The organism is Paraburkholderia youngii (genome assembly GCF_013366925.1).
Lineage (GTDB): Bacteria > Pseudomonadota > Gammaproteobacteria > Burkholderiales > Burkholderiaceae > Paraburkholderia > Paraburkholderia youngii.
The window spans coordinates 801,002-823,473 of record NZ_JAALDK010000002.1; the positions used below are offsets into that span (position 1 = coordinate 801,002).

A 22,472-nucleotide genomic window follows, 5' to 3' on the forward strand; every position below is an offset into this window, starting at 1 on the left:
TTACCACCGCCGTCTCAGCTGCGCACCTATGCGTCTCTCGCGCAAGAGTCTCTCGCGTTCGGTTGCGTCAACGAAGCGAGTCCCTGTCGGCAAGTGATTGCGCAACTCGGACACCGGCACACGCTTGAGCGTCGGAACCGGCGCCGAACTGCACCCATACCATCTGCCTATTGCGGTCCCCCGATTGACCCCGCATGTATCCAGCCAGTTCGCGACACCCGGATCACGGTGCGCAATCACGGCGCGGAAATAGCCGTCTTCGTCGACGTGCGCCTGATGCCCATTGAGGCTGCTTTGGTGATCGATATAGTCAAGCGCGTTGAACAGAGCGTCGTTCAATTGCACGTTCCAATAGCGGCGTGTCTGCGGCAGTGCGGTTTCGAGAATGAGCGCTTCGTCGTCACCGAAATCGAAAATCGCTTGCCAGTACGCCTGTTTCGCGAGGCCACCACCGAAAGCGAAAAACTCGAACTCGTTCACGTTGATCCGCGTGCGCAGTTGCTGCATGTGCGTGAGCCAGCGACGTGACAGACGCTCCGCGTAGTCCATCAGCTCGCCGGTACGCCTCGCGATCTCCTCGTGGCCCATTGGCGGTTTCGTCCGGCGAGCGTCGAGGCACTCGATAGCGATTCGTGCGTCACGTTCCGCTCCCCACGCATACGATCGCTGGCGCAGCATTGCGAAGTCAGCCTCGGGGTGCAACTCAAGCCAGTTGCCGTGATAACCGGCGGGACGCCGTGCGCTCAACAGAACTTCGAAGCTGCCGTCCTCGCCGATCTCGAGGTCGTCCAGGTCGAACTGACCTAGCGGAGGGTGGATTTTATCGGTAGTACCCATGATGCCGCGGCCGATATCCAGCGTCAGCAAATGCACGCTGCCGCGCTCTCCAACTAGCCGATATCGCAGGTCACCTCGCAACGGTGCGACGAAATAGGTGTCGTCGGGATTCGGCTGCAGCATGAAGACCGAGTTAAGGAAAGGCAACCAGTCAGGATGAAGCGGATCGGATTGGAAGTAGATGAAGTAGGCAAGCGAGAGATTCATCTGAAACTGCCGATACAGCTCCGCGCGCGTTTGAGGATCGCGCGGTGTCTCGGTCAATTCGAGCAGACTCTCCGCGTTTGCCAACTGGGAGAGATAGTCGCTCCAGGATTTCAGCTGAGCCATGGGTTCACCATTACCTTGCATTGCGTCGACCGTTCACGCAGTGCTTCAAATGCATCGGGTAGCGCGTCAAGCGAGACCCGGTCGGTAATCATCGCGCGCGGTTCGACACAGCCCGCGTCGAACACGTTCGCGACATGAGTGAACTCTTGCATACTGTAGGTGACAGCGAACTGAATTCGCACTTCCTTCCATACCGCTACTGCCGGAATGAATTGGTCCGGCACCGTGCAGAAGCCGAGCACTACGACGTCGCCCTGCGGCTTGACGCAATGAATCGCCTTTGCAATCAGATCTTTCTGCCCTGCGCATTCGAACACGACGTCTGGTGGACCCTTGAGAGCATCGGCAGCTAGCGCCGCCAGATCCTGCCCATCCTGCGGAACCACAAATTCGTCAGCCCCCATGTGTCGCGCGAGCGCTTCGCGGCGCTGCGACGAAGCAGTCGCGACAATGCGACCAGCGCCGAGGCGGCGAGCCCAGAACGTGGCGGCCAGTCCAACGGGACCCGCGCCAATCACGAGCACTTTCGCGCCCGGCGTGAGCTTTGCCAGCGCAACTCCGTGCAAGCCGACGGCCATTGGTTCGATCAGTGCGCCGTCCTCCATGCTCAGCGTCTTCGGAAGCCGGGTCGTTACGCGCTCGGCAACGACTGCATATTGAGCGAAGCCGGCGGCGGCGCCCTTGAATTGCGCGCAGAAGTTCGGCTTCCCGGAAAGACAGGTCGCGCAATGCCCGCATCCGACAAACGGCAGCGCGGTTACAGCATCGCCAATCTTCAGCTTCTCAACGCCCTTACCTAAGGCGACCACCTCGCCGGCAAATTCGTGACCTAGGGTCGAATTTTCTGGAAGCGTGAAATGCGGTGCGTGTCCATCCGTCATGTGTAGATCCGATCCGCAGATACCGCAGCGGTGAATCTTCAGCACAACTTCTCCCGATGCTGGAGTGGGATCGGCAACACCCCTAACTTCTAGAGGCGAACCTACCTTCGTGAAATATGCGGCCCTCATCGCTTGAGTCTCCGTTTGGCGTCAATGTGCTGCCCGTCATCGAACATCTGAAATATACTTTACTGGGAAAGTAAATTGCGGTGTCCAGGTGTTTATACCGAGACGGCACTGGAAGCAAACGCGCCAATGTGTTCCCCTGAGCTTTCGCTCACGAACATAGCGTTATGCGGGATTGGCCATATGCCACCGGATGCGTCGATGGCAACGAAAGACGGGAGAGAAGGCCTGCTGAGAGCGCAGGCCCGGGATGGGTTTTGTGTCTTGCGCGCTGATTGCGAGCAGCGATGACGATGGCTTAGGGGTTTGCTGTCGAAATGGTGATTACCGAAGCTATGTCAGCCGCGCTCGGCACCCCGACGTGCGGCCTCCGCGTCTGCAAAGACATGTAGTTCCCGCAACAAGGTCGAGAGTGCCGCTCGCCGTTCAGGCGCCATATGACTGGATGCCACCCAGTCAGTGCCGTACGCCCCCTGATGGAGGATGTTCCTCAATACTTTGCGTGCCTGTGACTTCATTCGTACGAGTATTCCACGACCATCCGCCGGGTCCGGCATGCGCTCCACCAAGCCCATCTGTTCGAGCCTGCCGACACACTTCGTGATGCCGCCCAGCGTCATTGCCAGCGGTTTTTGAAGTTGCGTCGGAGACTGCGTGTAAGGCGGACCGGAAACCAGAAGCGCATCCAATAGCAACAGTTCGGCTGCCAGCAGGCCCTGACTCGCGGCGGCTTCCTTGAGCGCCCGGTCGATGTGAGCAGATAGTCGTAGGAGTCGTTGCCCGATCAGATAGACATTCGGGTCTTCCGCTGGCCACTCGCGCGCCCAAGCCGCAGCCTGTTCGTCCAACGCATCGCTAGCCTCTGAGCACACGGGCTTCTGCAACGCCTCGCATTCCGCCAGAAATTGTGCTTCAGCTTGAGAACGTTTCGAATAGGACGCCTCGCCGTCGTCCCCGAAAGCGACGTCGACCCAGCCGGCCTCGCCAAGTTCGTTCAGGTGCTCGATCACGCTCGCACGCGATATTTTCAGCTCACGCGCCAATGAGGGTGCGCTTTGAGGACCCGCATTCAGCAGAGACAGGAGTTGTCGTCGGGAAGCATCCGCTAACGCGGCGAATAGCGAGTCTGCGGTCTTGCGAGCACCCATGCGATTATCGATTGGTTCGGACCCCCGCTTGCCGGACAGCAAATACGCGTTGTCGAGCAAACAGGCGATCGGCATGGACCGCGACTCAGCGGTCCGTGCGAGCGCCCTACAGGTGCCGTTTCCTGTCACGCGGGTCAATTCAGCCACGCTAAGTTACCAGAAAACACGCCCTGTAAGCTCTGTGCTAATAGACACGCTTCACGTGGCGAGGCGCACACTGGCCAGATCGACGGCTATTGTTGAACCAGGTCGTATGCCGCAAGCGCGGCGACCTGTGTCACACCGCCGTCTACGGGTAGGCACGTGCCGGTAATGAATCGCGATTCATCGCAGCAGAGAAACAACGCGGCGGCCGCGACGTCCCACGCATCCCCTTCCAAAGGAAGGGGCGCGATTTTGCGGCGGCGTTCGCGGGCCTTGTCATTGAGCATGCTTTCGACCATCGGCGTAAAAATATGCCCCGGAGCAATCGCGTTGGCACGAACATAATCGCGGCCGTACATCACCGCGAGTTCACGCGTAAAGCCGACCATGCCCGCTTTCGATGAGCCGTATGCGGCTGACCCGTGGCTGCGGATGCCCGCGACCGAACCGATGTTGACGATTGCCCCGCCTCCGCGCGCCACGATCTTCGGCACCGCACTTCGGCTCATCAAGAAGGCACTTTTCAGATTGACGTCGATCACGCGATCCCACGACGCCTCGTCGACGTCCTGCAACCGCCCCGGCGCGCCCGAGATACCGACGTTGTTGACGAGAATGTCGAGGCCACCGTACCTCTCGACGGTCTCGTCGACAATGCGCGCACAGACCGCACCGTCGGTGACATTGCCGGTCGAGACGAACGCGCTGCCGCCCGCCTCCGTGATCAGCGCGAGCGTTTCCGCTGCCCGCTCGTATTGCTGATCGACGAGACAGACGGACGCGCCCTCCGCGGCGAAAAGACAGGCAATTGCCTTGCCCGTGCCGAAACCCTGACCGAGCGATCCTGCGCCGGTCACGATCGCGATCTTGCCGTTTAAACGTTGATGGAAGACTTTCGGAGCGGGCATGCTGTAGCCGGTTGAGGTAGAACGATCGTCGTCTGGAGCGTTCGATCGAGCGGGTATTCGTTAGCGCTCAATTCCTCGCTCGCGAGGACGTCACTGATGCTTGAGCTTAGTCTCGTCAGGCCAATAATGCAACATATAGTTGCATTATTGGCCTTCGATCCAATCGGTTAACCCACTTCGCCATGATCCACCAATGCCGCACCAAAGCGCGCTGCATACGCCGTGTTCACCGCCTCGGTCTGGAAGCGCGTTTCGTTGATCGCAAAGATGAAGAATCCGTATGCGAGATCGCGTCGATAGTCGCCCCATGCTTCGTCGAAGTCTGGTGCCTGAATCCCGTTAATCGCCAATTGGGAAAGATAGTGCTCTAGTAGCGACCGCTCCCACGAGCGCCGGTCTTCGATATCGAGCGCGCACCCTATGTGATAAGCGACCTCGAGACTCCAAGGCGCCCGGCTAACCTGAGCATCGAAAAAACCCGGCGCTCCATCAGCTTCGACGTAGAGATTTCCAAGGTGCGTATCGCCATGGATCAGACACACCGGTTTGCCCTTGTGTTCGCGCGCAATGCGCCCGAGCGCTGCCACCATCCAGTCGCGATCGTGCAGATGCCGGCTTACCGCGGCCCCTCTCGGCAGCGATACGTAGTGCGCCCAGACATCCGGCTCGAGGTAGCGGTTCTGATATTCCAACGACCAATCCGAAAAGCGCTCCCCAACCCAATCAAGCCGCCCGCCCTTGTCGAACTCCCGGCTATTCCATGTTTGCGCGTGATAGCGCGCCATTGCGCTCAAACGCAAAGCCACCTGTTCGTAGCCCTGCGGCTGCTGAGCACGACAGAACCGAACGTTACGCTCGACCAGGTCTTCCATCACTACGACCGCCTGCCAGGCGTCAGGATCGGCGCCCGCATAAAAACATTTCGGCGCGTTCATGTTTATGAACGGCAGTACGTCCCGATAGAAGCGCATTTCGTTGCGATACATCTCCTTCATCGACGGACTATGTTCCTCGAAACCGCCCTTCACGATCATGCGCGACGGTAGTGCCATCGCATGTCCCGCGTCGTTGTACTCCAGAGCCACTCGGACCTTGGTCGACGTGCCCGGCAGTACATCCACGTGTTCGCACGAGAGCACTTCGACGCCGCTGAAGCGGAATCCCAGCGCTGAAGTAAGCCACTCTGCCGTCACTTCCCCGACAGTGACAGGCAACCTCATGTCACTTACCACACCAGATTCAGACAAGGTTCCTCCCGAATATTGCGGATGAAAGACGCGTGCGCATCGTCGCGCAGACAGCCATTCGGTCGCAACATGGGGAAAACCACACCCCTCGGTGCGTTGCATATTTTGAATGACGTGCATATAGTTGCTTGCAAACGCAAAAATTTTTTTAGCAGGTAATCGATGACCCCACTCGAATCCCCCGCACTTCAGAGACGTCCGGCTAGCGCCGAACTCGCGCATACGCTTGCTCCGGACGAGTACCGCACAGAAGAAAGCGTCGCGTTCAAGATGAACATGGTTCATCTTCTGCTTGGCGCGGAAATCGACCGGAAGCTCGCGGCGAGCAAACTTTCTGCAATTCAGTGGGGGATTTTGAAAGCGCTGTTCGACGAGCGTGCTCGTACACCTACCGCCCTGTGCCGAATACTTCTCGCTGACGGCAGCATCATGACCCGCAAGCTCGATTCGCTCGAAAAAAGAGGATTGGTTGAACGGATCCGCAGTACTTCCGATAGACGTTCTGTCGAGCTCGCACTGACAGACGATGGTCGACAGCTGTTAGGCGAGACACTGCCGCTCATCGTCGAAACAAGCAATCGCCAACTTCACGGCTTCACAGTGGATGAAGTTGAAGCCGCCCGGAATCTGCTCGATCGGATGATCGCCAACTTGAGTTGAGCTGCCAGATCCCCCCGATCGATCCACGTCGGCGCTCAGGTCGACGCGTACCCGCTACTGAAAAGGAGTTGTTCATGGAGCATACCGAAGCAGCCGTAACGCAAAGCGCGGACCCGGCGCAGGATGCCAGCCTCGCACCGCTGCTGGTTCCTCACGTATACCGCGGGCGCACCGTCACCGGAAGCGCGCTCAGACACGTGTCTCGCGATCTGGGGCAAGGCTTTTGCACACCTAAAATCGAATTAGACGATTTGGTGTGGCCACGCGCTGAATCCGGCCCTGCCTTCGATGTTCCTGTCGCGAAGATCATCGATTTTCTTGTCGAACTAGGTCCGCGTTTGCACCTCGACGTCAATCCGCTGATGCAGGCGGCGCTCGAATCGATGATCAAGGTCAGTCCGCTCGGGCGACGGATCCTCGAAAACTGCTATCGCGACATTCCCAATCTTTTCTTGCGTGAAGTGATCGAGGACGAACTGCGCGTGAGTCTCGGCGACGCGCGCCTCGTGGACGGTTGGGTGGAACGTACTCTGCGCGGGCGCCCGAGTCGTCTGCGCGCGTTTCCCCCGCGCCTCGTACATATCCTCGCAGGCAACTCGCCGATGGTCGCAGCCATGACGGTCATGCGCGCGGCGCTGACGAAGGGTGTTCACCTGCTGAAGCTGCCTTCGAACGATCTTTTCACGGCCACCGCAATCCTGCGCACCATGGCCGAAATCGACCCGGATCATCCGATTACCCAGTCGTTCTCTGCCGCGTACTGGCGCGGTGGCGACGAAAACGTCGAGTCGATTCTTTATCGTCCGCAGTACTTCGACAAAATCGTCGTGTGGGGCGGCGAAAGCGCGGTTCGGCATGTGATGCGCTATGCCGGCCCCGGGCTCGAGCTGGTCGCGTTCGATCCGAAGGTATCGATCTCGCTGATCGGCCGCGAGGCCTTTGCATCCGACGAAGTACTGCGCGAGGTCGCGCGTGCGGGCGCAGCCGATGTGCTGTCGTTTAATCAGGACGCGTGCAATGCTAGCCGGTATCAATTCGTCGAAGGCGACGAAGACGACGCCGACCGCTACTGCGAGCAACTAGCGCTCGCACTCGGCGAAGACTATCGGTACGGCGACGGCCAAGGCCCGCTCGTGCCCGCCGACATTCGCGAGGCCGTGGACGTGCTGCGTGAAATGGAACCGATCTATCGCGTATTCGGTGGCTATGACGGCAAGGGGCTCGTCATTCGTTCTGACGAAATGGTGGATTTCCACCCCATTTGCAAGACCGTCAACGTTGTTCCTGTAACAAGCCTGCGCGATGGCGCGCGGCACGCGACGGTCGCCACGCAGACGGTGGGGATCTATCCGCCTCACCGGGTCACGGAGGTACGCGATGCGCTCGCCTGTGCTGGTGTCCAGCGCATGGTGGCGCTGGGCGAGTCGATTTCTGACGGAGTCGGCGGCTATCCCCATGACGGCATGTTCCCGATCCATCGATTCATGAAATGGGTATCGGAGGAATCCGGTCCGAATCAGGAGGGGACTCGATGATGCAAGCCCTTTCTAAGCTACTGCCACTCACGGACGTCGCCGACCCTTTCCGGAATGCGCCCGAAAACCTCCACGCGATGCAGCTTCAGGCCGTGGGCGAGCGCTTCGCACAGCGACGGCAGCAGATCCGTATTCTCGACAAGCGGGCCAGCGAGGCTGCCGTTACCGAAGTGAAGAACATCAGCGATGCCGTGCCATTGCTCTTTGCCGACGCCGTATATAAAAGCTATCCGGATGCGTTCATCGAGCAGGGTAAATGGCGCCATCTCACTGCGTGGCTGCAAACGCTCACGACGCGCAAGATCGACGGACTCCAATATGACGCGATTCGCGACCTCGATGACTGGATCAACGAGTTGCGCCGCAACGGACACTACGTGATGAGTTCGAGCGGGACGTCGGGCAAGCAGTCCTTCATATACCAAAGCGAGGCCGACCGTGAACTTGGATGGCGGCTGCTCGCCCAGGGTATTCGGTGGGCCGCGAGCGGCATGCGCGATCCGTCGCGGCGTTATCCGGTGTTTCTGTTGACGCCTTCTTCAGGCTCTTATACCGGCACGGAACGGATGGCGAAGTTCGCTGAATCCATTGCCGTGCCCGGCGACCTCCACTACATGTCCGATGTACCGCAGAGTGCCGCGCACACGACGCGCATGGCACGCATGCGACGCGCGATCGCGGACGGTACCGCGCTGCCAAGTGAAATCGAGGCGTTCCAGAACGAGAGCCGGGAACGTAGCGAGCGCGTACAAGCCGATTTCCGGCTTTTCATCGACCAATTGCTCGACCGGCGCCGTGAGCCCATGTTCATCATGGGCATGCTGGGCATGCTGTACCAGATCGTGGCCACCGGCCGCGAACGCGGCATCGCCGACGGCGAGTTCCATCCCGATACGATCATCAGTATCGGAGGCGGCAAAAAAGGCGCGAACTTGCCCGAGGATTTCCAGCAGCAGTGCGAACGCTTCTTCAATTTCAACTCGGCCAATTTCAACGACGGCTACGGAATGGGCGAAGTGTCAGGCTTTTGCCCGTGGTTCCATGAAGCGAAGGCGTGGGCCGTACCGCCGTGGCTGGTCCCGCTGGTGCTCGACTCCAAAGGCGAAGAACTTCTCAATCCGCCCGATGGAAAAGGCGTTGTCGAAGGACGGCTCGCGATGATCGACTTGCTGGCGGATGGTCGCTGGGGCGGGGTCATCAGCGGCGACAAGGTCACTGTCGAGTTTGGTCATGGCATCGACGGCGTGCGCACGCCCATCATTCGCGACGTCGTTCGCTACAAGGATCTGCCCGGCGGCGACGACAAGCTGTCTTGCGCCGGAACGATCGACGCCTATGTCCGCGGAGAAGTAGCAGACATGACTGAGGCTCGCACGGCCGGATGATCTTATCTCCCGAGAAATCTACAGAACCTGCTCAACGATGACACAACAAACGACAAGTCCGGCCGTGTGGTTTATCACCGGTGTTTCGTCCGGCTTCGGCCGCTCCCTGGCCGAGGCGGTTCTCGCTCGCGGCGACAAAGTGGTCGGCACTGTACGCAATGAAACGCAAATCGCCTCCTTTGAAAATCTTGCGCCCGGCCGCGCACACGGCCTGCTGCTCGACGTCACCGATGCGGCGGCGGTACCACGCGCCGTTGGGCAGGCACTCGAGCGCACTGGCGCTATCGACATACTCGTCAACAATGCCGGCTATGGCCTGTTTGGCGCACTCGAAGAGGTTTCCGACGCGGAAGCGCGGGAACTATTCGATACCAACGTCTTTGGCACGGTCAATGTGATACGAGCGGTGCTGCCCCACTTTCGCGCGCGTAAGCGCGGCCATATCGTGAATTTCTCGTCGGTCGCCGGCGTGATCGGCATCGCTGGCTGCAGCTTCTATTGCGCGTCGAAGCACGCGGTCGAAGGGCTTTCAGAATCGCTGGCTCAGGAACTCCACCCGTTTGGCATCGGTGTGACCCTCGTCGAGCCGGGCGGTTTCCGCACGAACTTCGCGGGTGGATCGCTGAAGTGGAGCGAGAACGAATTGCCCGACTACTCGGAGACAGTGGGGCAAATGCGCCGATATATGAGCAGCTACCACGGCACCCAGGCGGGCGACCCCGCGAAGGCCGCCGAGGCCATCGTCCGCGCGGTGTCGGCAGACGCGCCGCCGCTGCGTCTGCCGCTCGGTCCCGACGCCGTCGACGTCGTCCGCAAAAAGCTCGCATCGGTACAGGACAACCTCGAAACATGGCTTGAAGTCTCGAGTTCCACCAATTTCGATCAATAAAATCGCAGCAATTTCCTGCAGAGGAGACAACATGTCCGCTCTGGACCCGTTCTACGCAATGCTTCGTGGCGAAAGCGACCCTTTCCGCAATCACCCCGAGAATCTCCGTGAGCTTCAGCTCGCAGCCATGAAAGAGCGCTTCGCCGAGCGCCGCGAGCAGATCAAGCTGCTGCGCCGCAGAGCGGACGATGTCGGCATCGCAGACGTCAACCGTCACGCAGACATGGTGCCGCTGCTGTTCGCGCATCAAATCTACAAGAGCTACCCTGAGCAGTTCATCGACAACGGCCGCTGGAAGCATCTGTCCGTCTGGCTGCAGACACTATCGAGCAAACGCGTTGGTGACGTCGAGGTCAACAGCGTCAATAACGTCGACGCGTGGATGGATCGATTGCGCGACGCAGGTCATCACGTGTTCAGCTCGAGCGGCACGTCCGGCAAGTGCAGCTTCGTCAGCCAGACGCGAGCCGATCTCGACAATGTCACCGAGTCCTGCGTGAAGCTGGGCGTGTACGGCAACGCATTGATCCAAAGAGACTTCGGCAAACGTCCGGTATTCCTGATGATGCCGCCGGGCGGGGCGCATCGGCATATTGAGCCGGTACTGAACGCAGCAAAGCGACTCGGCGCCGAAAGCACCTTGATGTTCGACGACCCGGTGCTCGCATCTTCAACGATCTCGATGGGCCGCATGCGTCGTGCAATGGCCGATGGCTCCGCCAAGCCAAGTGAAGTCGCGGCATTCCAGGAGCAGGCGGTGGCACGCCAGCGACACACAGGCGCGATGATCGACCGGTTTCTCGACAAGCTTACGGCGCGCCGGGAAGTCCCCGTGCTCGTGCAAGGCAACTGGTCGTTGCACTGGACTCTCGTGGAGCGCGCCCGCCAGCGCGGGATAGTGGATGGAATCTGCCACCCCGACACGGTGATCACGGCCGGAGGCGGATTGAAAGGCACTGCCGCGCCCGCCGACTACCGCGAGCAGGTCATCCGCTTTTACGGTATCCGGCCGGAGAACGTTCAGAACAGCTATGGCATGACCGAGATGATCGGCACCGGTCCCTGGTCGGACGTTGCGCAGGGCTACGCTATCTGCCCGTGGATCGTTCCGTTCGTTCTCGACAAATCGGGTGAGCACCTGCTGAATCCTTCCGATGGTCAGGGTGTCGTCGAAGGGCGGTTCGCGTTCTTCGATCTGCTGGCCGAAGGATACTGGGGCGGTTTCATTACCGGCGACAAGGTCACCGTCGACTTTTCGCCGACCGGCAACACCGACGGACTGCGGGGACCGCTAGTCAGGCAGGTCGGCCGGTATGCGGATCTCGAAGAAGGCGAAGACAAGCTTTCGTGCGCAGGTACGATGGAGTCGTATGTACGCGGCATGATCAACGTTTGAGCGTCGCGCACTGAACGTGGAACGAAGGGGCGCCCTCAGTGGCGCCCCCCGGGACACGTGAGTATACTGGCGGCCTGTATCCGTCATAAAACACTCACCGATGTTCAAACCTATGGCAGTTCTTGCTCCCGACGGAGCTTCGCGGCTCGCTGCCGCGGGCAAACAGCGAACGGCCGGGCGGCCCACTCACGACGATGCGCTCCAGATGCGCGAGAGCCTCCTCGATGCCGCCAAATCGGTCTTCATGAGAGAAGGTTTCGGCGCTGCCAGAGTCGAAGAAATCGCGTCGATCGCGGGCGTCAGCAAGACGACGATTTACCGTCAGTTCGGAACCAAGGAAGAGTTGTTTCGCGCCATCGTCTGGCGCGGGATGGCTGATTTGCGCGGCAAGATTTCACAGCAAGTCGAGCCGGGCCGCGATTTTTCGACGAACCTGGCATCCCTCATCGACGCGCTCGTCGAGCACATGGCGACGCCGGACAGCATGCACACTTCCCGACTGGTGATCGGCGAAGCGATGCGCTTCCCGGACATCGCAAAACAATTTCTGCAATACACAGCTACGATGCTGGCGCCCCTCGCGAGCGCGCTCGAATCCGCCGCGGCCAGCGGAGTGATCGAGATCGACGACCCTGCGAACTCGGCGCGCGATCTGCTGACGTTGGTCACCGGTGCGCCCGAAGTCCACCTTGCGATACAAACCACGCGTGCAGAACGCAAACGCCGGGCCGAACGCATTCATCGGTTCGTGTTGACGGCGTGGAAATATCGGGCGACTCTGGACAAGGTTCGGGGCAGATCAATGCCGTAACGTGGGGCGCTACATTCTCTAGCCCCGCGAAGGACTAGTTGTCAAACGCCCCCATAACCTGGAACTGCCCCGACGCCTGGGCAATGCACTTTGCATTCGCCCAGATTTGACAGTCCGAGAAAATCACTCGCCTTCCCGAACGCAAAACGTCGACACGAGCTTCAACCCAATCGCCGGGCTCAGCGTTGCCCATGAAGTTGACGGTCAAGCTCGTCGTCAACACTTTCACCGCCGGCTCGCGCGAATGCTTGCTCGCCCATGTAATGGCCGTATCAGCGAGCATGCAAACCGCGCCGCCGTGCATCATCTGACCGAGGTTGCGATGCGCCTCGCGGACATACATCCCAATCACGTGTCCGCGCTCGGTCTTACGAAAGTACGTTGGTCCGAACATCTGATGGAAGGGCCCAAACGCCGGCATCAACGCAAATCCTTCTGGAATGGGCCCTTCGTCATATGCTTGCCCGCAGAAGACGGCCAGTGCGTCTGTTTGCTCCAATGCAATTCTCCTCTTCGACGCCGGATGTAACACGGCGGCAGATTTTCTTTCTTCCTCAATCAAAGATAGCGTATCATTATTCGCACGAAAGTCAATTATATGAACGCCCCATGGATATCGGATCGCTCTTTACGCCCCTCACCGTACGGGGCGTCACGCTTGCCAACCGTATCGTCATGTCACCCATGACCCGCGGCTTTTCACCCAATGGACTGCCTGGCAGTGACGTCGCGTCCTACTACAAGCGCCGTGCGCAGGGCGAGACAGGTCTCATCATCACGGAAGGCGTTGGTGTCGATCATCCGGCAGCACTTGGCGAAGCGGGACTAGGCGAAAATTCGATCCCGGTGCTGGTCGACGACGAATCCGTTACCGCCTGGCGCCGCGTGACGGACGAAGTGCATGCAAGTGGCGGCATCATCTTTCCTCAGTTGTGGCACATGGGTCCGATGAAGGAAGCGAATACGGGCCCCTTCCCGGCTGCGGCACCGCTGCGCCCCTCCGGATTGTGGGGGCCGGCGGGACGAACGACATCGCTGAACGCAGGCTACATGGAGCGGGTCATGACGCCAACTCGCCCGATGACCGACACCGAGATCGCGGACGTCATTGCGGCCTATGGTCGAAGCGCCCGCTATGCGAAGGCCGCGGGCTTCGACGGAATCGCGATTCACGGTGGTCACGGCTATCTGATCGACGCGTTTCTGTGGGCCGAAACCAATCAGCGCACGGATCAATGGGGCAAAAATCTGGCAGCGCGCAGCCGCTTCGCCACCGAAGTCGTTCGCGCAATTCGCGAAGCGATCGGCGCCACGATGCCGATCACGTTTCGCTTCTCCCAGTGGAAACAGCAGGATTTCCGCGCGCGTCTCGCCAACGATCCGCACGAGCTTGAACAGATCCTCGCCCCGCTCGCGGACGCGGGCGTCGACATCTTCGAGGCGAGCACCCGGTACTTCAATCGGGCGGAATTCCCGGGCTCAGAAATGAATCTCGCCGGTTGGGTGAAGAAGGTAACCGGCAGGCTTTCGATGGCTGTTGGTGGAATCGGCATTAACAAGGGCTACTACGATTCGATGGCCGGGGACGAGACCTCCGCGCAGCCCGATCTCACCCCTCTGCTCGATCGCTTTTCGCGCGGCGAATTCGATCTCGTTGGCGTAGGACGCTCGCTTCTGCATGATCCAAACTGGGCGCGGCGCGCGCGGCTTGGCGAGCCGTTCCTCGGATTCAGCAACGATTCGCTCGCACGACTAACTTAGAGTGCATTGTTCGCACTGCCCTCATGTCACTGGCGGACTCACGCTCCGGCGCAATCTCACGGCGGCCGAGATCGCCGCTTCTGGGCAAGCGGCGACACGATGAGGACATTTTCTATGAGCGGGAGAAACTGACAATGGATCTGCAGCTTGGAGGCAAGCGCGCACTGGTCACCGGCAGCAACTCTGGAATTGGCGAAGGCATCGCAAAAGTCCTGGCTCGCGAGGGCGCCGTCGTGGTCGTACACGGCCGCAATGAAGGACGTTGCCGGAGCGTGGCAGAAGCAATCACGACTGCCGGAGGCAAGGTTTCTTATGTCGTGGGTGACTTATCCGATGAGGCGGCTTGCAACGGCGTCGCGGATCAGATCATCGAGCGGCTCGGCGGAGTTGACATCCTGGTGAACAACGCCGGCGGCCGTGCTAGCTCACATCGTATGGACGGCAAAGGTGGTGCGATGAATCCAGCCTGGCTCGAGACGGCTTGGACCGATTGGCTCTGGACCTTCGAGCAGAATGTCGGCGCGGCCGTCAGGCTTGTCCAGAAGCTCGTTCCAGGAATGAAGGAGCGCGGCTTCGGGCGCATCATCAATATCGGAAGCGCGGCCGCCACACAAGTGGAGCCCGATCTTGCCGAATATCAGGCCATCAAGGCGGCGATGGTCAACATGAGCGCATCGCTTGCCAAGACACTCGCCGCGACAGGGATCACGGTCAACACCGTGACGCCCGGCATCATCATGTCGCCTGCGGTCAAAAGTACGTTTACCGATCTCGCAATGAAGCAGGGTTGGGATGTCGATGACTGGGCAGAGGTGGAGCGCCGCTTTACCTCCCAGATCTTCGTCAATTCGGCCGGCAAGTTCGGCGAGCCGGAGGATATCGGCCGCATGGTCACCCTGCTGGCCAGTCCGCTATCCGGTTACATGACCGGTGCCAACTATCGTGTCGATGGCGGCCAAGTCAGATCGATCAACTGAGTTTCAAGGCTGGATGAGCGAACGCCGCGAAAGGCGTACACACCTGCCCGGGCGCCGGCCTTGCGCGCAGCGAAGTGGCGATCATGGTCGAGGAGTGGACCAGGGCCATCCCGGAGGTCCGCCTCGATACGGCGAAGAATGCCGTCGCCAGCAGCGGACTAGCCAACGGTATGCTTGAACTGCATTTGGTGTGGCCTGTTTGACCATCCAACGAGACAGAAAACGCTCGGGACATCTCGCCTGACTGCCCGCTGGACCATCGCTTGCGGTTTTTTTACGTGCGCCCGGTCACCGGAATCAACGCGCCGGTTACCCCCGACGCGGCACCCGACGCGAGAAAGAGAATCACGTTGGCGATTTCTTCAGCCCGCACCCAACGGGAAAAGTCGGCGTCCGGCATATCCTTGCGGTTTTGCGGCGTATCGATGATGCCTGGCAAGATAGCGTTGACGGTAACGGAGCTGCCCTTGAGTTCCTCGGCCAGCGCCTCGGTCAAACGCATCACCCCCGACTTCGAAGCCGTATACGCTCCCATGCCCGCGCCCGCCTTCAGTGCAGCGCCGGCTCCGATATTGATGATGCGTCCGCCTTCCGCGCTGTTGGCAATATAGTCGAGCGCGGCTTTCGACGCAGTCGCTGCCGTGCGCACGTTCATCTGGTACATCAGATCCCACGTGTCCAGACTGCCGTCCGCCAACGTCTCCCAGCGAAAGCCCCCCGCTATGTTGACGATCGCATCAAGCTTGCCAAGCTGCTCGACGAGATCCGAGATCGCCGAGCGCGCCGAATCGAGATCAGTTAGCTCGACGCCGCCTCGCCACCACGAAGCGTGCAGTTGCTCCGCGCTCGCGTTCTCTGGCGCAGGCGCCTTGTCGATCAGCGCAACCTCCCAGCCGTTCTCAGCAAACACGCGACCAACCGTGCGCCCAAGCGCGCCGAATCCACCCGTTACCGCCACTACCCGTTGCATGTCAGATCTCCCTGGCCGCGCCCGCCGCCCACATCGCTAAAGCCGCACGCAGTAAAAAGCTCAACGTCCCTTGAACACCGGCTCGCGTTTCTCGCGAAACGCGTTGACCGCCTCTTGATGGTCTTCCGTCAGGTTCGACAACGCCTCGTATGCAATCGACGCGTCGAGAATGGAATGCGCAAGTTGCTTCAGGCCGATGTTGATCGACGCCTTGGTCCACTGGATCGCGCGTGAAGCGCCGTTGGCGAGACGCCTCGCCATGGCGTCGACCACGGCATCCAGCTCGTCGGCCGGCACCGCATGATTGATGAGACCCAGTCGTGCTGCCTCTTCCGCGGTGACGAGGTCGCCCGTCAACAGGTATTCCTTGGCCTTCGCATAGCCCACCAGCTGCGGCCAGATCACCGCGCCGCCATCGCCCGCCACGAAGCCGACTTTCACGTGCGGATCACCGATCTTCGCGTGATTGGCCGCGTAGCTCAGATCCGAGAATAGCGCGATCGTCGCGCCGAGGCCAATTGCATGACCGTTGATCTTTGCGATGACCGGCTTCGGACAATCGAGCATCGAGAAGACAATTTTCTTCGCGCGCTGCATGCCTTCGAGAAACAGCGTCGGGTTGTCGATGACCTGCTGCATGTGCTCGATATCGCCACCCGCGCTAAAAGCGCGCCCTGCGCCAGTCAACACGACGACCCGGGTTTCATCATCTTCGGCGACATCGGGAAAGAGCCGCGACATCTCGATGTCCATCTGCTCGTCGAACGCGTTCAACGTTTCAGGGCTGTTGAGCGTGACGGTCAGGATGCCGCCATCGCGTTCGAGCAATAACGCCTTATAGTCCGAAATATTCATGGCTAACCTATTCACAATGAAGAAATCCGGCGGGACGGCAGGACAGTCTGCCGCCGTCGTCGGACGCTGCATTCGCGCTGCCGTGCGAATGCATGACGCCGACCAGCGCACACCCGGCGCCCAGCGCAAAACCGGTCACACGTGCAGCGGAATGAACCTGCGACCGTTGTCGTACATGATCTTGCGCGTGTCCTCTTCGGACAGCGCATTGCATGCTTCCGACGCAAAGTCCTTCGGTTCCGGCACCCCTTCCGCGTGCGGATAGTCGGAGCCCATCAAAAGGAAGTCCGACGAATCCGTTTGAGCGATGATCTGGGCGATGTTGTCCTCCGGATACGCGACCACGAAGACGTTTTCCTTGAAGATCTGACTCGGCCGTTTCTTCAACTGACCGCACGGCCAGTAACCATTCTTCGCCATCCCGCGGCACTTGTCCATTTTGACGAGCATCGACGGCACCCATTCCGCGCCGTTTTCCGCGCTGCACAGCTTGACGCGCGGGAAACGCTCGAAGAAGTTATAGAAGATGAACGACGACAGCGTCTCGATCACGGGACGCTCGCCGTAGCCGTGCATCCAGACGAAGGCGGTCTGACGCTGGCGCGACTGCTGCACCGGCTCGCCCCACACCGCCATGTGATCCTTCATGTAGATCGCTTCCGACACGTGGAACGTCACGCGCACGCCAGCCTCGTTCAAAATCGACCAGAACGGATCGAAGTACGGGTCCGCCGGCGCACGGCCATTGAACGGCCCCATCGGCATCAGGACCACGCGCACGCCGTTCGCCACGAGCCACTTGGCCTCTGCGACAGCGGCATCGAGATCGTCGAGCGTGACGACCGGCGTCGTGTAGATGCGATCCTTATAGTTGAAACCCCAGTCTTCGAGCATCCAGCGGTTGTACGCATGCAGAACCGCGTTGGCCGCGACCGGCTCGTTGAGATATGAAATACACGCGACCATTTCGCCGATGTACATCGTGCAGGCCTCGACACCGAATTGGTCCATCTTCTGCAAACGCGCGTCGCGGTTGAACATGTCCGGGGTCGGGGGCACCCGCATATCGACGTTATCTTTGCCTTCCTTCATCGCGCGCAACCATTCATGCAGTTTGCCCGGCGGCGGCACGTGCCCCTCGGCCGAGGTGTAGCCCTCGCTGATTTCCACCTTGCGGTCACCGACATACATGCAGCGATTGCCGTCTGCCGTCACGCGGCTGGTAAACGACCAGTCCTTCCTGAACTGCTCGGGCAAGTAGCGGCTGAATGCGTCCTCGACTTCGTAGAAGTGCGTGTCCGCGTCGTAGATCTTCCCTTGATACGCTTGCATGTTCTATCTCCTGATCGTGGAGAGCGCTGCTGAACGAGCGCCCTTGAGAGAAGTATCGGGTCAAGCCATCGACCGAAAAACTCTCATATCGAACTCAAAAGCGTCGATATCGATTTGATATCGGGGAGCGCCCTCACCATCCTTGTCGCCTGCATCGATCGCTCGTACAAAAACATCAATGCGAACAGTGTTCGTATATAAGTATAATCGAAACGATACATGCAACCGGAGACGTTCATGCAAGCAGAAGTACTCTCCCCGCAGGCACACCGAGCGCAACGCGTAGCGGGACCACCACGTGGGTTCACGATCGCGATCCTGCTTGCCGCGGTAGCGGCTTCGTCTGGCATCACCGTCATCTATACGGTGCTGGTCACGCTCTACAAGGCCTTTCCTGCGTCGAACTCCGTGAGCTGGACCGTGACCGCATACTGGCTCGGCTCGGCCGCCTTTGCAGCGGTGAGTGGGCGACTCGGTGACCTGTTGGGCTACCGCAGAATCCTGCTGGTGGTGATGTCTGTCGCTGCGGTCGGCGCAGTCGTCGCGGCGTGCGCGACCGACGTCGGCATACTCGTCGCGGGTTGTGCGATGCAATCGATCGCGGCAGGCATCACGCCGCTCTCAATCGGGTTGGTTCGTGAGAACCTGCCACCCGCCAGGGTGCCTGCCGCGGTCGGATTGATCAGTGCGGCGGGAATGGTGTCGGCGGGGCTGATTTACATCTGCGCGGGCGTCGTCGTGGATCATTATTCGTGGCAGGGCGGCTTCTGGTTCAAAGTCGCGCTGTGCGTCGTCGCCGTCGCCGCCGTACGCGCGTGGGCACCACCGTCTCCGCCGAATCCCGGCGTCCGGATCGACTACATTCGAGGCCTTGCGTTCGCTCCGGCACTGTGTGCCATCCTCTTCGCAGTGCAGGAAATCCGCGCGTGGGGACTCGGCGATGTGCGGCTATGGGCTTTGATCGTTGGCGGGATGATCGTGCTCGGACTCTGGGCACGCCATCAACTCGGAGCCCGTCATCCGCTCATCAACGTACGTCTGCTGAAAATGCGCGAAGTCGTATTGGCGAATGCATGCATGGCATTCCTCGCGGCTGGCGCCATGCAGTTGGGGCAGGTTTTCTCGCTGCTCGCCCAGCAACCTGCCGGCACGCACGCCGGATTCGGGCTGAGCGCAACGACGGCTGGACTGCTGATGTTTAGCATCAACATCGTCGCGCTGGTCGCAAGCCCGTGGAGCGGCCGTGTTGCGGCCCGCTACAAGGCCCGCCCCGCTGCCATGATCGGCATGCTCATACTGGCCCTGGCCTGGGCCTCACTGATCGTGCTTCATCGCAACCTGCTGCTCTTCGTGCCAGGTGCGGTGCTGTGCTCGTTCGGCCTCGCCTTTACGAGCACTGCGCTGTACAACCAGATCGTGGAAACGACGCCTGCACATCAGACAGGCGAGGCAACGGGCATGCTCTACGTGTTCTTCTCGTGTTTCTTCGCGGTAGGCGCCCAGGCGGTCTTTTCACTACTGCGCAGCGCGACGGCCGGACACAGCGGTGCATCGTTTCCCGCCGATAGCGGCTATGTTTCGGTATTCGTCTACATTGCCTGCAGTTCGATTGCCGGACTGCTGATCGCTTCCATGCTGCCGAAGCGTCGTACCAACTGATTGTCGTTTCGATCGATGCGTTGGGCTTAGGTGCAACGCATCTCAAACTGCGCCACGCCCACTGCGCGGTGAAGCACGCGCTTCACCGCGCAGCCGACCGCCCGGCCAGTCACTCCTCTTCTGCTTGCCCCAACGCGGACGCCCGCTGAGCGACTCTGATCATGTTCTCTTCGAGTCGATGACGTTCGCGGTCGAAGCGCTCGAGCGGCGCACCAATCGCCATCGCCGCGATCACATTGCCATTCGGCCCGAAGATCGGCGACGACACACCGGCGGAATCCGGCAGCAGTTCGCCGCGACTCACCGACAGGCCGCTTTGGAGAATATGATCGAGTTCGTCACGCAGCGCCTTCTTCGTTGCGATCGTTTGCGGCGTGCGGCGCTCGAACTTGACCGACTTCATGTAATCGGTAACGAAAGCGTCCGGTGCGTGGGCCAGCAGTACGCGTCCCGCAGCCGTGCAATAGAGCGGGCGACGCAGACCGATGTGCATTGAATAGCGCACCGATTGCTCGCTTTCGATCACGTCGACATAGGTGATCTCTTTGTGCTCGGCGTCAAGGACACCGATATACACGGTTTCATTGGTGCTCTTCGAGAGATCCACCAGGAACGGGCGCAGCATCTTCGAGAAGTTCCACGCGGCCATCACACCCGCGGACAACCGGAAGATCGACGGCCCTAAACGATAGCGGCCTGCGTCGTGCATCAAGAACCCTTCCGCCACTAGAGGCCTCAGCAGATTGAGCAGGCTGCTCTTGGGTGACTCGAGGGCGACGTTCAGTTCTGCCAGCGACATACCGTCCGGAGACTTTGCCAGAACATCGAAAATTCCGAGGAGTCGGGTCAGCGAGCGCGGCCCGCTGACGTCCCGGTCCGCCGGCGCTGAGGTCTCTTTCAACATGATTTTCCCCATGAATTGACTGTATCGATTATACGGGAACTATTCACATAGTTTTACAACGATCGCAATGTGGCACACTTTTGCGCCATCCGAATTCGGGAATACGCCAGGGCGCCCCCGCTCTCTTGTTACGATATAGTTGAACGACGTTCATAAAATTGGAATGCCGGGCATCACTTTCCGGAACATCCCCGAGGTGCGCTTGCGCGCCGAACAACACCATTCACCATCACTTTCGGACTCACACATGCACACGAAAAAACTGGCAGAAAAGGTCGCCATTGTGACCGGAGGTGGGCAAGGCCTCGGACTCGGTATTGCCCGCGCACTTGCCGCCGAAGGAGCGAGCCTGGTCCTGACTGGCCGTACGGAGGCCAAACTCACGCAGGCTGCAGAGGAATTGACCGCCCATGGCTCACGAGTGCTCGTGGTGCCCGGTGATACGCGCAATCGCGCCGACGCCGTTCGGACAGTCGAGCTTGCCGTCGAGCGGTTCGGACGTGTAGACGCGCTTATCAACAATGCGCAAAGCAGCAGCCCGGGTGTACCAGTTGAGTCTGTTACCGACGATGACTGGAGTAATACGCTCGAGTCGGGCCTATACGGTACGCTGTATTTCATGCAAGCCGTATTGCCGCAGATGAAGTCGCGAGGCCGCGGCGCCATCATCAACTTCGGTTCACGCACCGGCATCGAAGGTCTCAAGGGGTTCGGCGCGTACGCCGCAACCAAGGAGGGCATTCGTGGTCTCTCGCGCGTCGCGGCGCGCGAATGGGGCGCCTATGGCATTACCGTCAATGTAATTTGCCCGGCAGCGCTAACGCCTGCTGCCGAAGCCTACCTCGAGGCCAACCCCCAGGAACGCACTCGCTATCTCTCTGAAATTGCAGTTGGGCGCTTCGGCGATCCTCAGCGCGATATTGGACGAACAGTTGCATTTCTGTGCAGTGACGACGCTAATTTCATAACAGGGCAGACTATCAGTGTGGACGGCGGGCAGTCAATGCTTTAGTGCGTCTTTTTGAACGTAGTGCAATATATGAAACGAACAGTTGCATTTCGATAGATTAAGAAATGATCTAACTAAACAGATCGTTGCATTATCGCGAACTTCGATCCGAGAAATGATTTTGCGCCCGGCGCGTAACACCAAGATCGAAGAGTGATCAGGGACGACTTCTCCTCTCACACACTTCGCGAGAGCGTGTGGAGTTTGGCCTTGGCTGCGGGACACCGAGCCAAGGCGTTTTTTTCATCGCTGGTTTTTGATGTGTTCGTCGACGCAGGAGCGTTTGCACGTGCAGCCTCCAAGGCTCACCGTCGCCCGCAAAAACAATCAACGGCTTGTGGGGAAACGTCGAGTTGGATGCGCATCGCGAGAGAGCGACGCGCGAGAAGACCACCGAGCCGGCCCTCCAGAGCAATGCAGGGCCGGCTGCCCCGCGTCGCGCTAGAAGTTGGAGGCCGATCGCGGAGAGTGCGGTTTCGAACCGTCTGTTAAGAAGGTTCTTAAAACCATTCCGACGTGAAGGACGGCAAGTGCACGTCCATCCAGTCGAATTCGCTGCGGCAGTTCCCCCAGGCCCACGGCGGTGACTTCCCGCCTCGTCCGGCAGCGTCCGAACCTTGATGCGGGCGCGAGATGTCCCGGCCCTCCCTGTCCGAGTCGATTTTTCCTACTGCTGACTGGTCTGTACTTGCGATGCGACTATTGCCT

20 protein-coding genes are annotated in these 22,472 nt (G+C 59.9%); 10 read left to right on the top strand and 10 right to left on the bottom strand.

The window, feature by feature from the left end; all coding sequences use genetic code 11:
* The 5 genes from G5S42_RS34990 to G5S42_RS35010 form a co-directional block, all read right to left on the bottom strand.
* Entirely contained in the window at positions 1 to 1,167 is a 1,167-nt protein-coding gene (locus G5S42_RS34990; protein WP_176111315.1) for a DUF1214 domain-containing protein, read from the bottom strand.
* Positions 1,155 to 2,177: an alcohol dehydrogenase catalytic domain-containing protein gene (locus G5S42_RS34995; RefSeq protein ID WP_176111316.1), complete on the bottom strand. Its 1,023-nt coding sequence runs from the start codon at positions 2,175 to 2,177 to the stop codon at positions 1,155 to 1,157. Before G5S42_RS34995 ends, G5S42_RS34990 begins: the two co-directional genes overlap by 13 nt.
* Positions 2,178 to 2,512: 335 nt before the next feature.
* On the bottom strand, positions 2,513 to 3,397 hold the full coding sequence (locus tag G5S42_RS35000; protein ID WP_246392284.1) for a MarR family transcriptional regulator: 885 nt from the start codon (positions 3,395 to 3,397) through the stop codon (positions 2,513 to 2,515).
* A gap of 158 nt (positions 3,398 to 3,555) precedes the next feature.
* On the bottom strand, positions 3,556 to 4,374 hold the full coding sequence (locus G5S42_RS35005; RefSeq protein WP_176111317.1) for an SDR family NAD(P)-dependent oxidoreductase: 819 nt from the start codon (positions 4,372 to 4,374) through the stop codon (positions 3,556 to 3,558).
* A gap of 167 nt (positions 4,375 to 4,541) precedes the next feature.
* Positions 4,542 to 5,741: a protein kinase family protein gene (locus tag G5S42_RS35010; protein ID WP_246392286.1), complete on the bottom strand. Its 1,200-nt coding sequence runs from the start codon at positions 5,739 to 5,741 to the stop codon at positions 4,542 to 4,544.
* Between the two features lie 42 nt (positions 5,742 to 5,783).
* Here G5S42_RS35010 and G5S42_RS35015 point away from each other — a divergent pair, with 42 nt between their 5' ends.
* The 6 genes from G5S42_RS35015 (at position 5,784) to G5S42_RS35040 (ending at position 12,297) form a co-directional block, all read left to right on the top strand.
* Positions 5,784 to 6,281 carry a MarR family winged helix-turn-helix transcriptional regulator gene (locus G5S42_RS35015; protein ID WP_176111318.1) on the top strand — a complete coding sequence of 166 codons (498 nt, stop codon included), beginning with the start codon at positions 5,784 to 5,786 and terminating at the stop codon, positions 6,279 to 6,281.
* 74 nt (positions 6,282 to 6,355) lie between these two features.
* On the top strand, positions 6,356 to 7,816 hold the full coding sequence (locus G5S42_RS35020) for an acyl-CoA reductase (protein ID WP_176111319.1): 1,461 nt from the start codon (positions 6,356 to 6,358) through the stop codon (positions 7,814 to 7,816).
* Positions 7,816 to 9,201, top strand: coding sequence for a hypothetical protein (locus G5S42_RS35025; protein ID WP_176111320.1), 1,386 nt, complete (start codon positions 7,816 to 7,818; stop codon positions 9,199 to 9,201). Before G5S42_RS35020 ends, G5S42_RS35025 begins: the two co-directional genes overlap by 1 nt.
* A 37-nt stretch (positions 9,202 to 9,238) precedes the next feature.
* Complete coding sequence (locus G5S42_RS35030) at positions 9,239 to 10,090, top strand: oxidoreductase (protein ID WP_176111321.1); 852 nt, start codon at positions 9,239 to 9,241, stop codon at positions 10,088 to 10,090.
* Between the two features lie 31 nt (positions 10,091 to 10,121).
* Complete coding sequence (locus tag G5S42_RS35035) at positions 10,122 to 11,486, top strand: hypothetical protein (protein ID WP_176111322.1); 1,365 nt, start codon at positions 10,122 to 10,124, stop codon at positions 11,484 to 11,486.
* 205 nt (positions 11,487 to 11,691) lie between these two features.
* Positions 11,692 to 12,297: a TetR/AcrR family transcriptional regulator gene (locus G5S42_RS35040; protein ID WP_246392287.1), complete on the top strand. Its 606-nt coding sequence runs from the start codon at positions 11,692 to 11,694 to the stop codon at positions 12,295 to 12,297.
* A gap of 34 nt (positions 12,298 to 12,331) precedes the next feature.
* On the opposite strand, the gene G5S42_RS35045 is transcribed toward G5S42_RS35040, so the two are convergent.
* Positions 12,332 to 12,796: a PaaI family thioesterase gene (locus tag G5S42_RS35045; RefSeq protein ID WP_176111324.1), complete on the bottom strand. Its 465-nt coding sequence runs from the start codon at positions 12,794 to 12,796 to the stop codon at positions 12,332 to 12,334.
* A 110-nt stretch (positions 12,797 to 12,906) separates the two neighbouring features.
* On the opposite strand from G5S42_RS35045, the gene G5S42_RS35050 reads away from it, so the two are divergent.
* Both G5S42_RS35050 and G5S42_RS35055 read left to right on the top strand, forming a co-directional pair.
* On the top strand, positions 12,907 to 14,058 hold the full coding sequence (locus G5S42_RS35050) for an NADH:flavin oxidoreductase (protein WP_176111975.1): 1,152 nt from the start codon (positions 12,907 to 12,909) through the stop codon (positions 14,056 to 14,058).
* Positions 14,059 to 14,192: 134 nt separating this feature from the next.
* Positions 14,193 to 15,035 carry an SDR family NAD(P)-dependent oxidoreductase gene (locus G5S42_RS35055; RefSeq protein WP_176111325.1) on the top strand — a complete coding sequence of 281 codons (843 nt, stop codon included), beginning with the start codon at positions 14,193 to 14,195 and terminating at the stop codon, positions 15,033 to 15,035.
* A gap of 274 nt (positions 15,036 to 15,309) precedes the next feature.
* On the opposite strand, the gene G5S42_RS35060 is transcribed toward G5S42_RS35055, so the two are convergent.
* From G5S42_RS35060 to G5S42_RS35070, 3 genes are all read right to left on the bottom strand, one after another.
* Positions 15,310 to 16,005, bottom strand: a complete 696-nt coding sequence (locus G5S42_RS35060) for an SDR family NAD(P)-dependent oxidoreductase (RefSeq protein WP_176111326.1) — start codon at positions 16,003 to 16,005, stop codon at positions 15,310 to 15,312.
* Positions 16,006 to 16,065: 60 nt separating this feature from the next.
* Complete coding sequence (locus tag G5S42_RS35065; protein WP_176111327.1) at positions 16,066 to 16,860, bottom strand: enoyl-CoA hydratase/isomerase family protein; 795 nt, start codon at positions 16,858 to 16,860, stop codon at positions 16,066 to 16,068.
* A 135-nt stretch (positions 16,861 to 16,995) separates the two neighbouring features.
* On the bottom strand, positions 16,996 to 18,192 hold the full coding sequence (locus G5S42_RS35070) for an amidohydrolase family protein (protein WP_176111328.1): 1,197 nt from the start codon (positions 18,190 to 18,192) through the stop codon (positions 16,996 to 16,998).
* 237 nt (positions 18,193 to 18,429) lie between these two features.
* Here G5S42_RS35070 and G5S42_RS35075 point away from each other — a divergent pair, with 237 nt between their 5' ends.
* The gene (locus tag G5S42_RS35075) at positions 18,430 to 19,851 is read left to right on the top strand and encodes an MFS transporter (protein ID WP_217710245.1); all 1,422 of its coding nucleotides are present in this window, start codon (positions 18,430 to 18,432) and stop codon (positions 19,849 to 19,851) included.
* A 109-nt stretch (positions 19,852 to 19,960) separates the two neighbouring features.
* On the opposite strand, the gene G5S42_RS35080 is transcribed toward G5S42_RS35075, so the two are convergent.
* Positions 19,961 to 20,755, bottom strand: coding sequence for an IclR family transcriptional regulator (locus G5S42_RS35080; protein ID WP_176111329.1), 795 nt, complete (start codon positions 20,753 to 20,755; stop codon positions 19,961 to 19,963).
* 139 nt (positions 20,756 to 20,894) lie between these two features.
* Between G5S42_RS35080 and G5S42_RS35085 the strand changes: the two genes are divergently transcribed.
* Positions 20,895 to 21,767, top strand: coding sequence for an SDR family NAD(P)-dependent oxidoreductase (locus G5S42_RS35085; protein ID WP_246392289.1), 873 nt, complete (start codon positions 20,895 to 20,897; stop codon positions 21,765 to 21,767).
* Positions 21,768 to 22,472 lie beyond the last annotated feature (705 nt).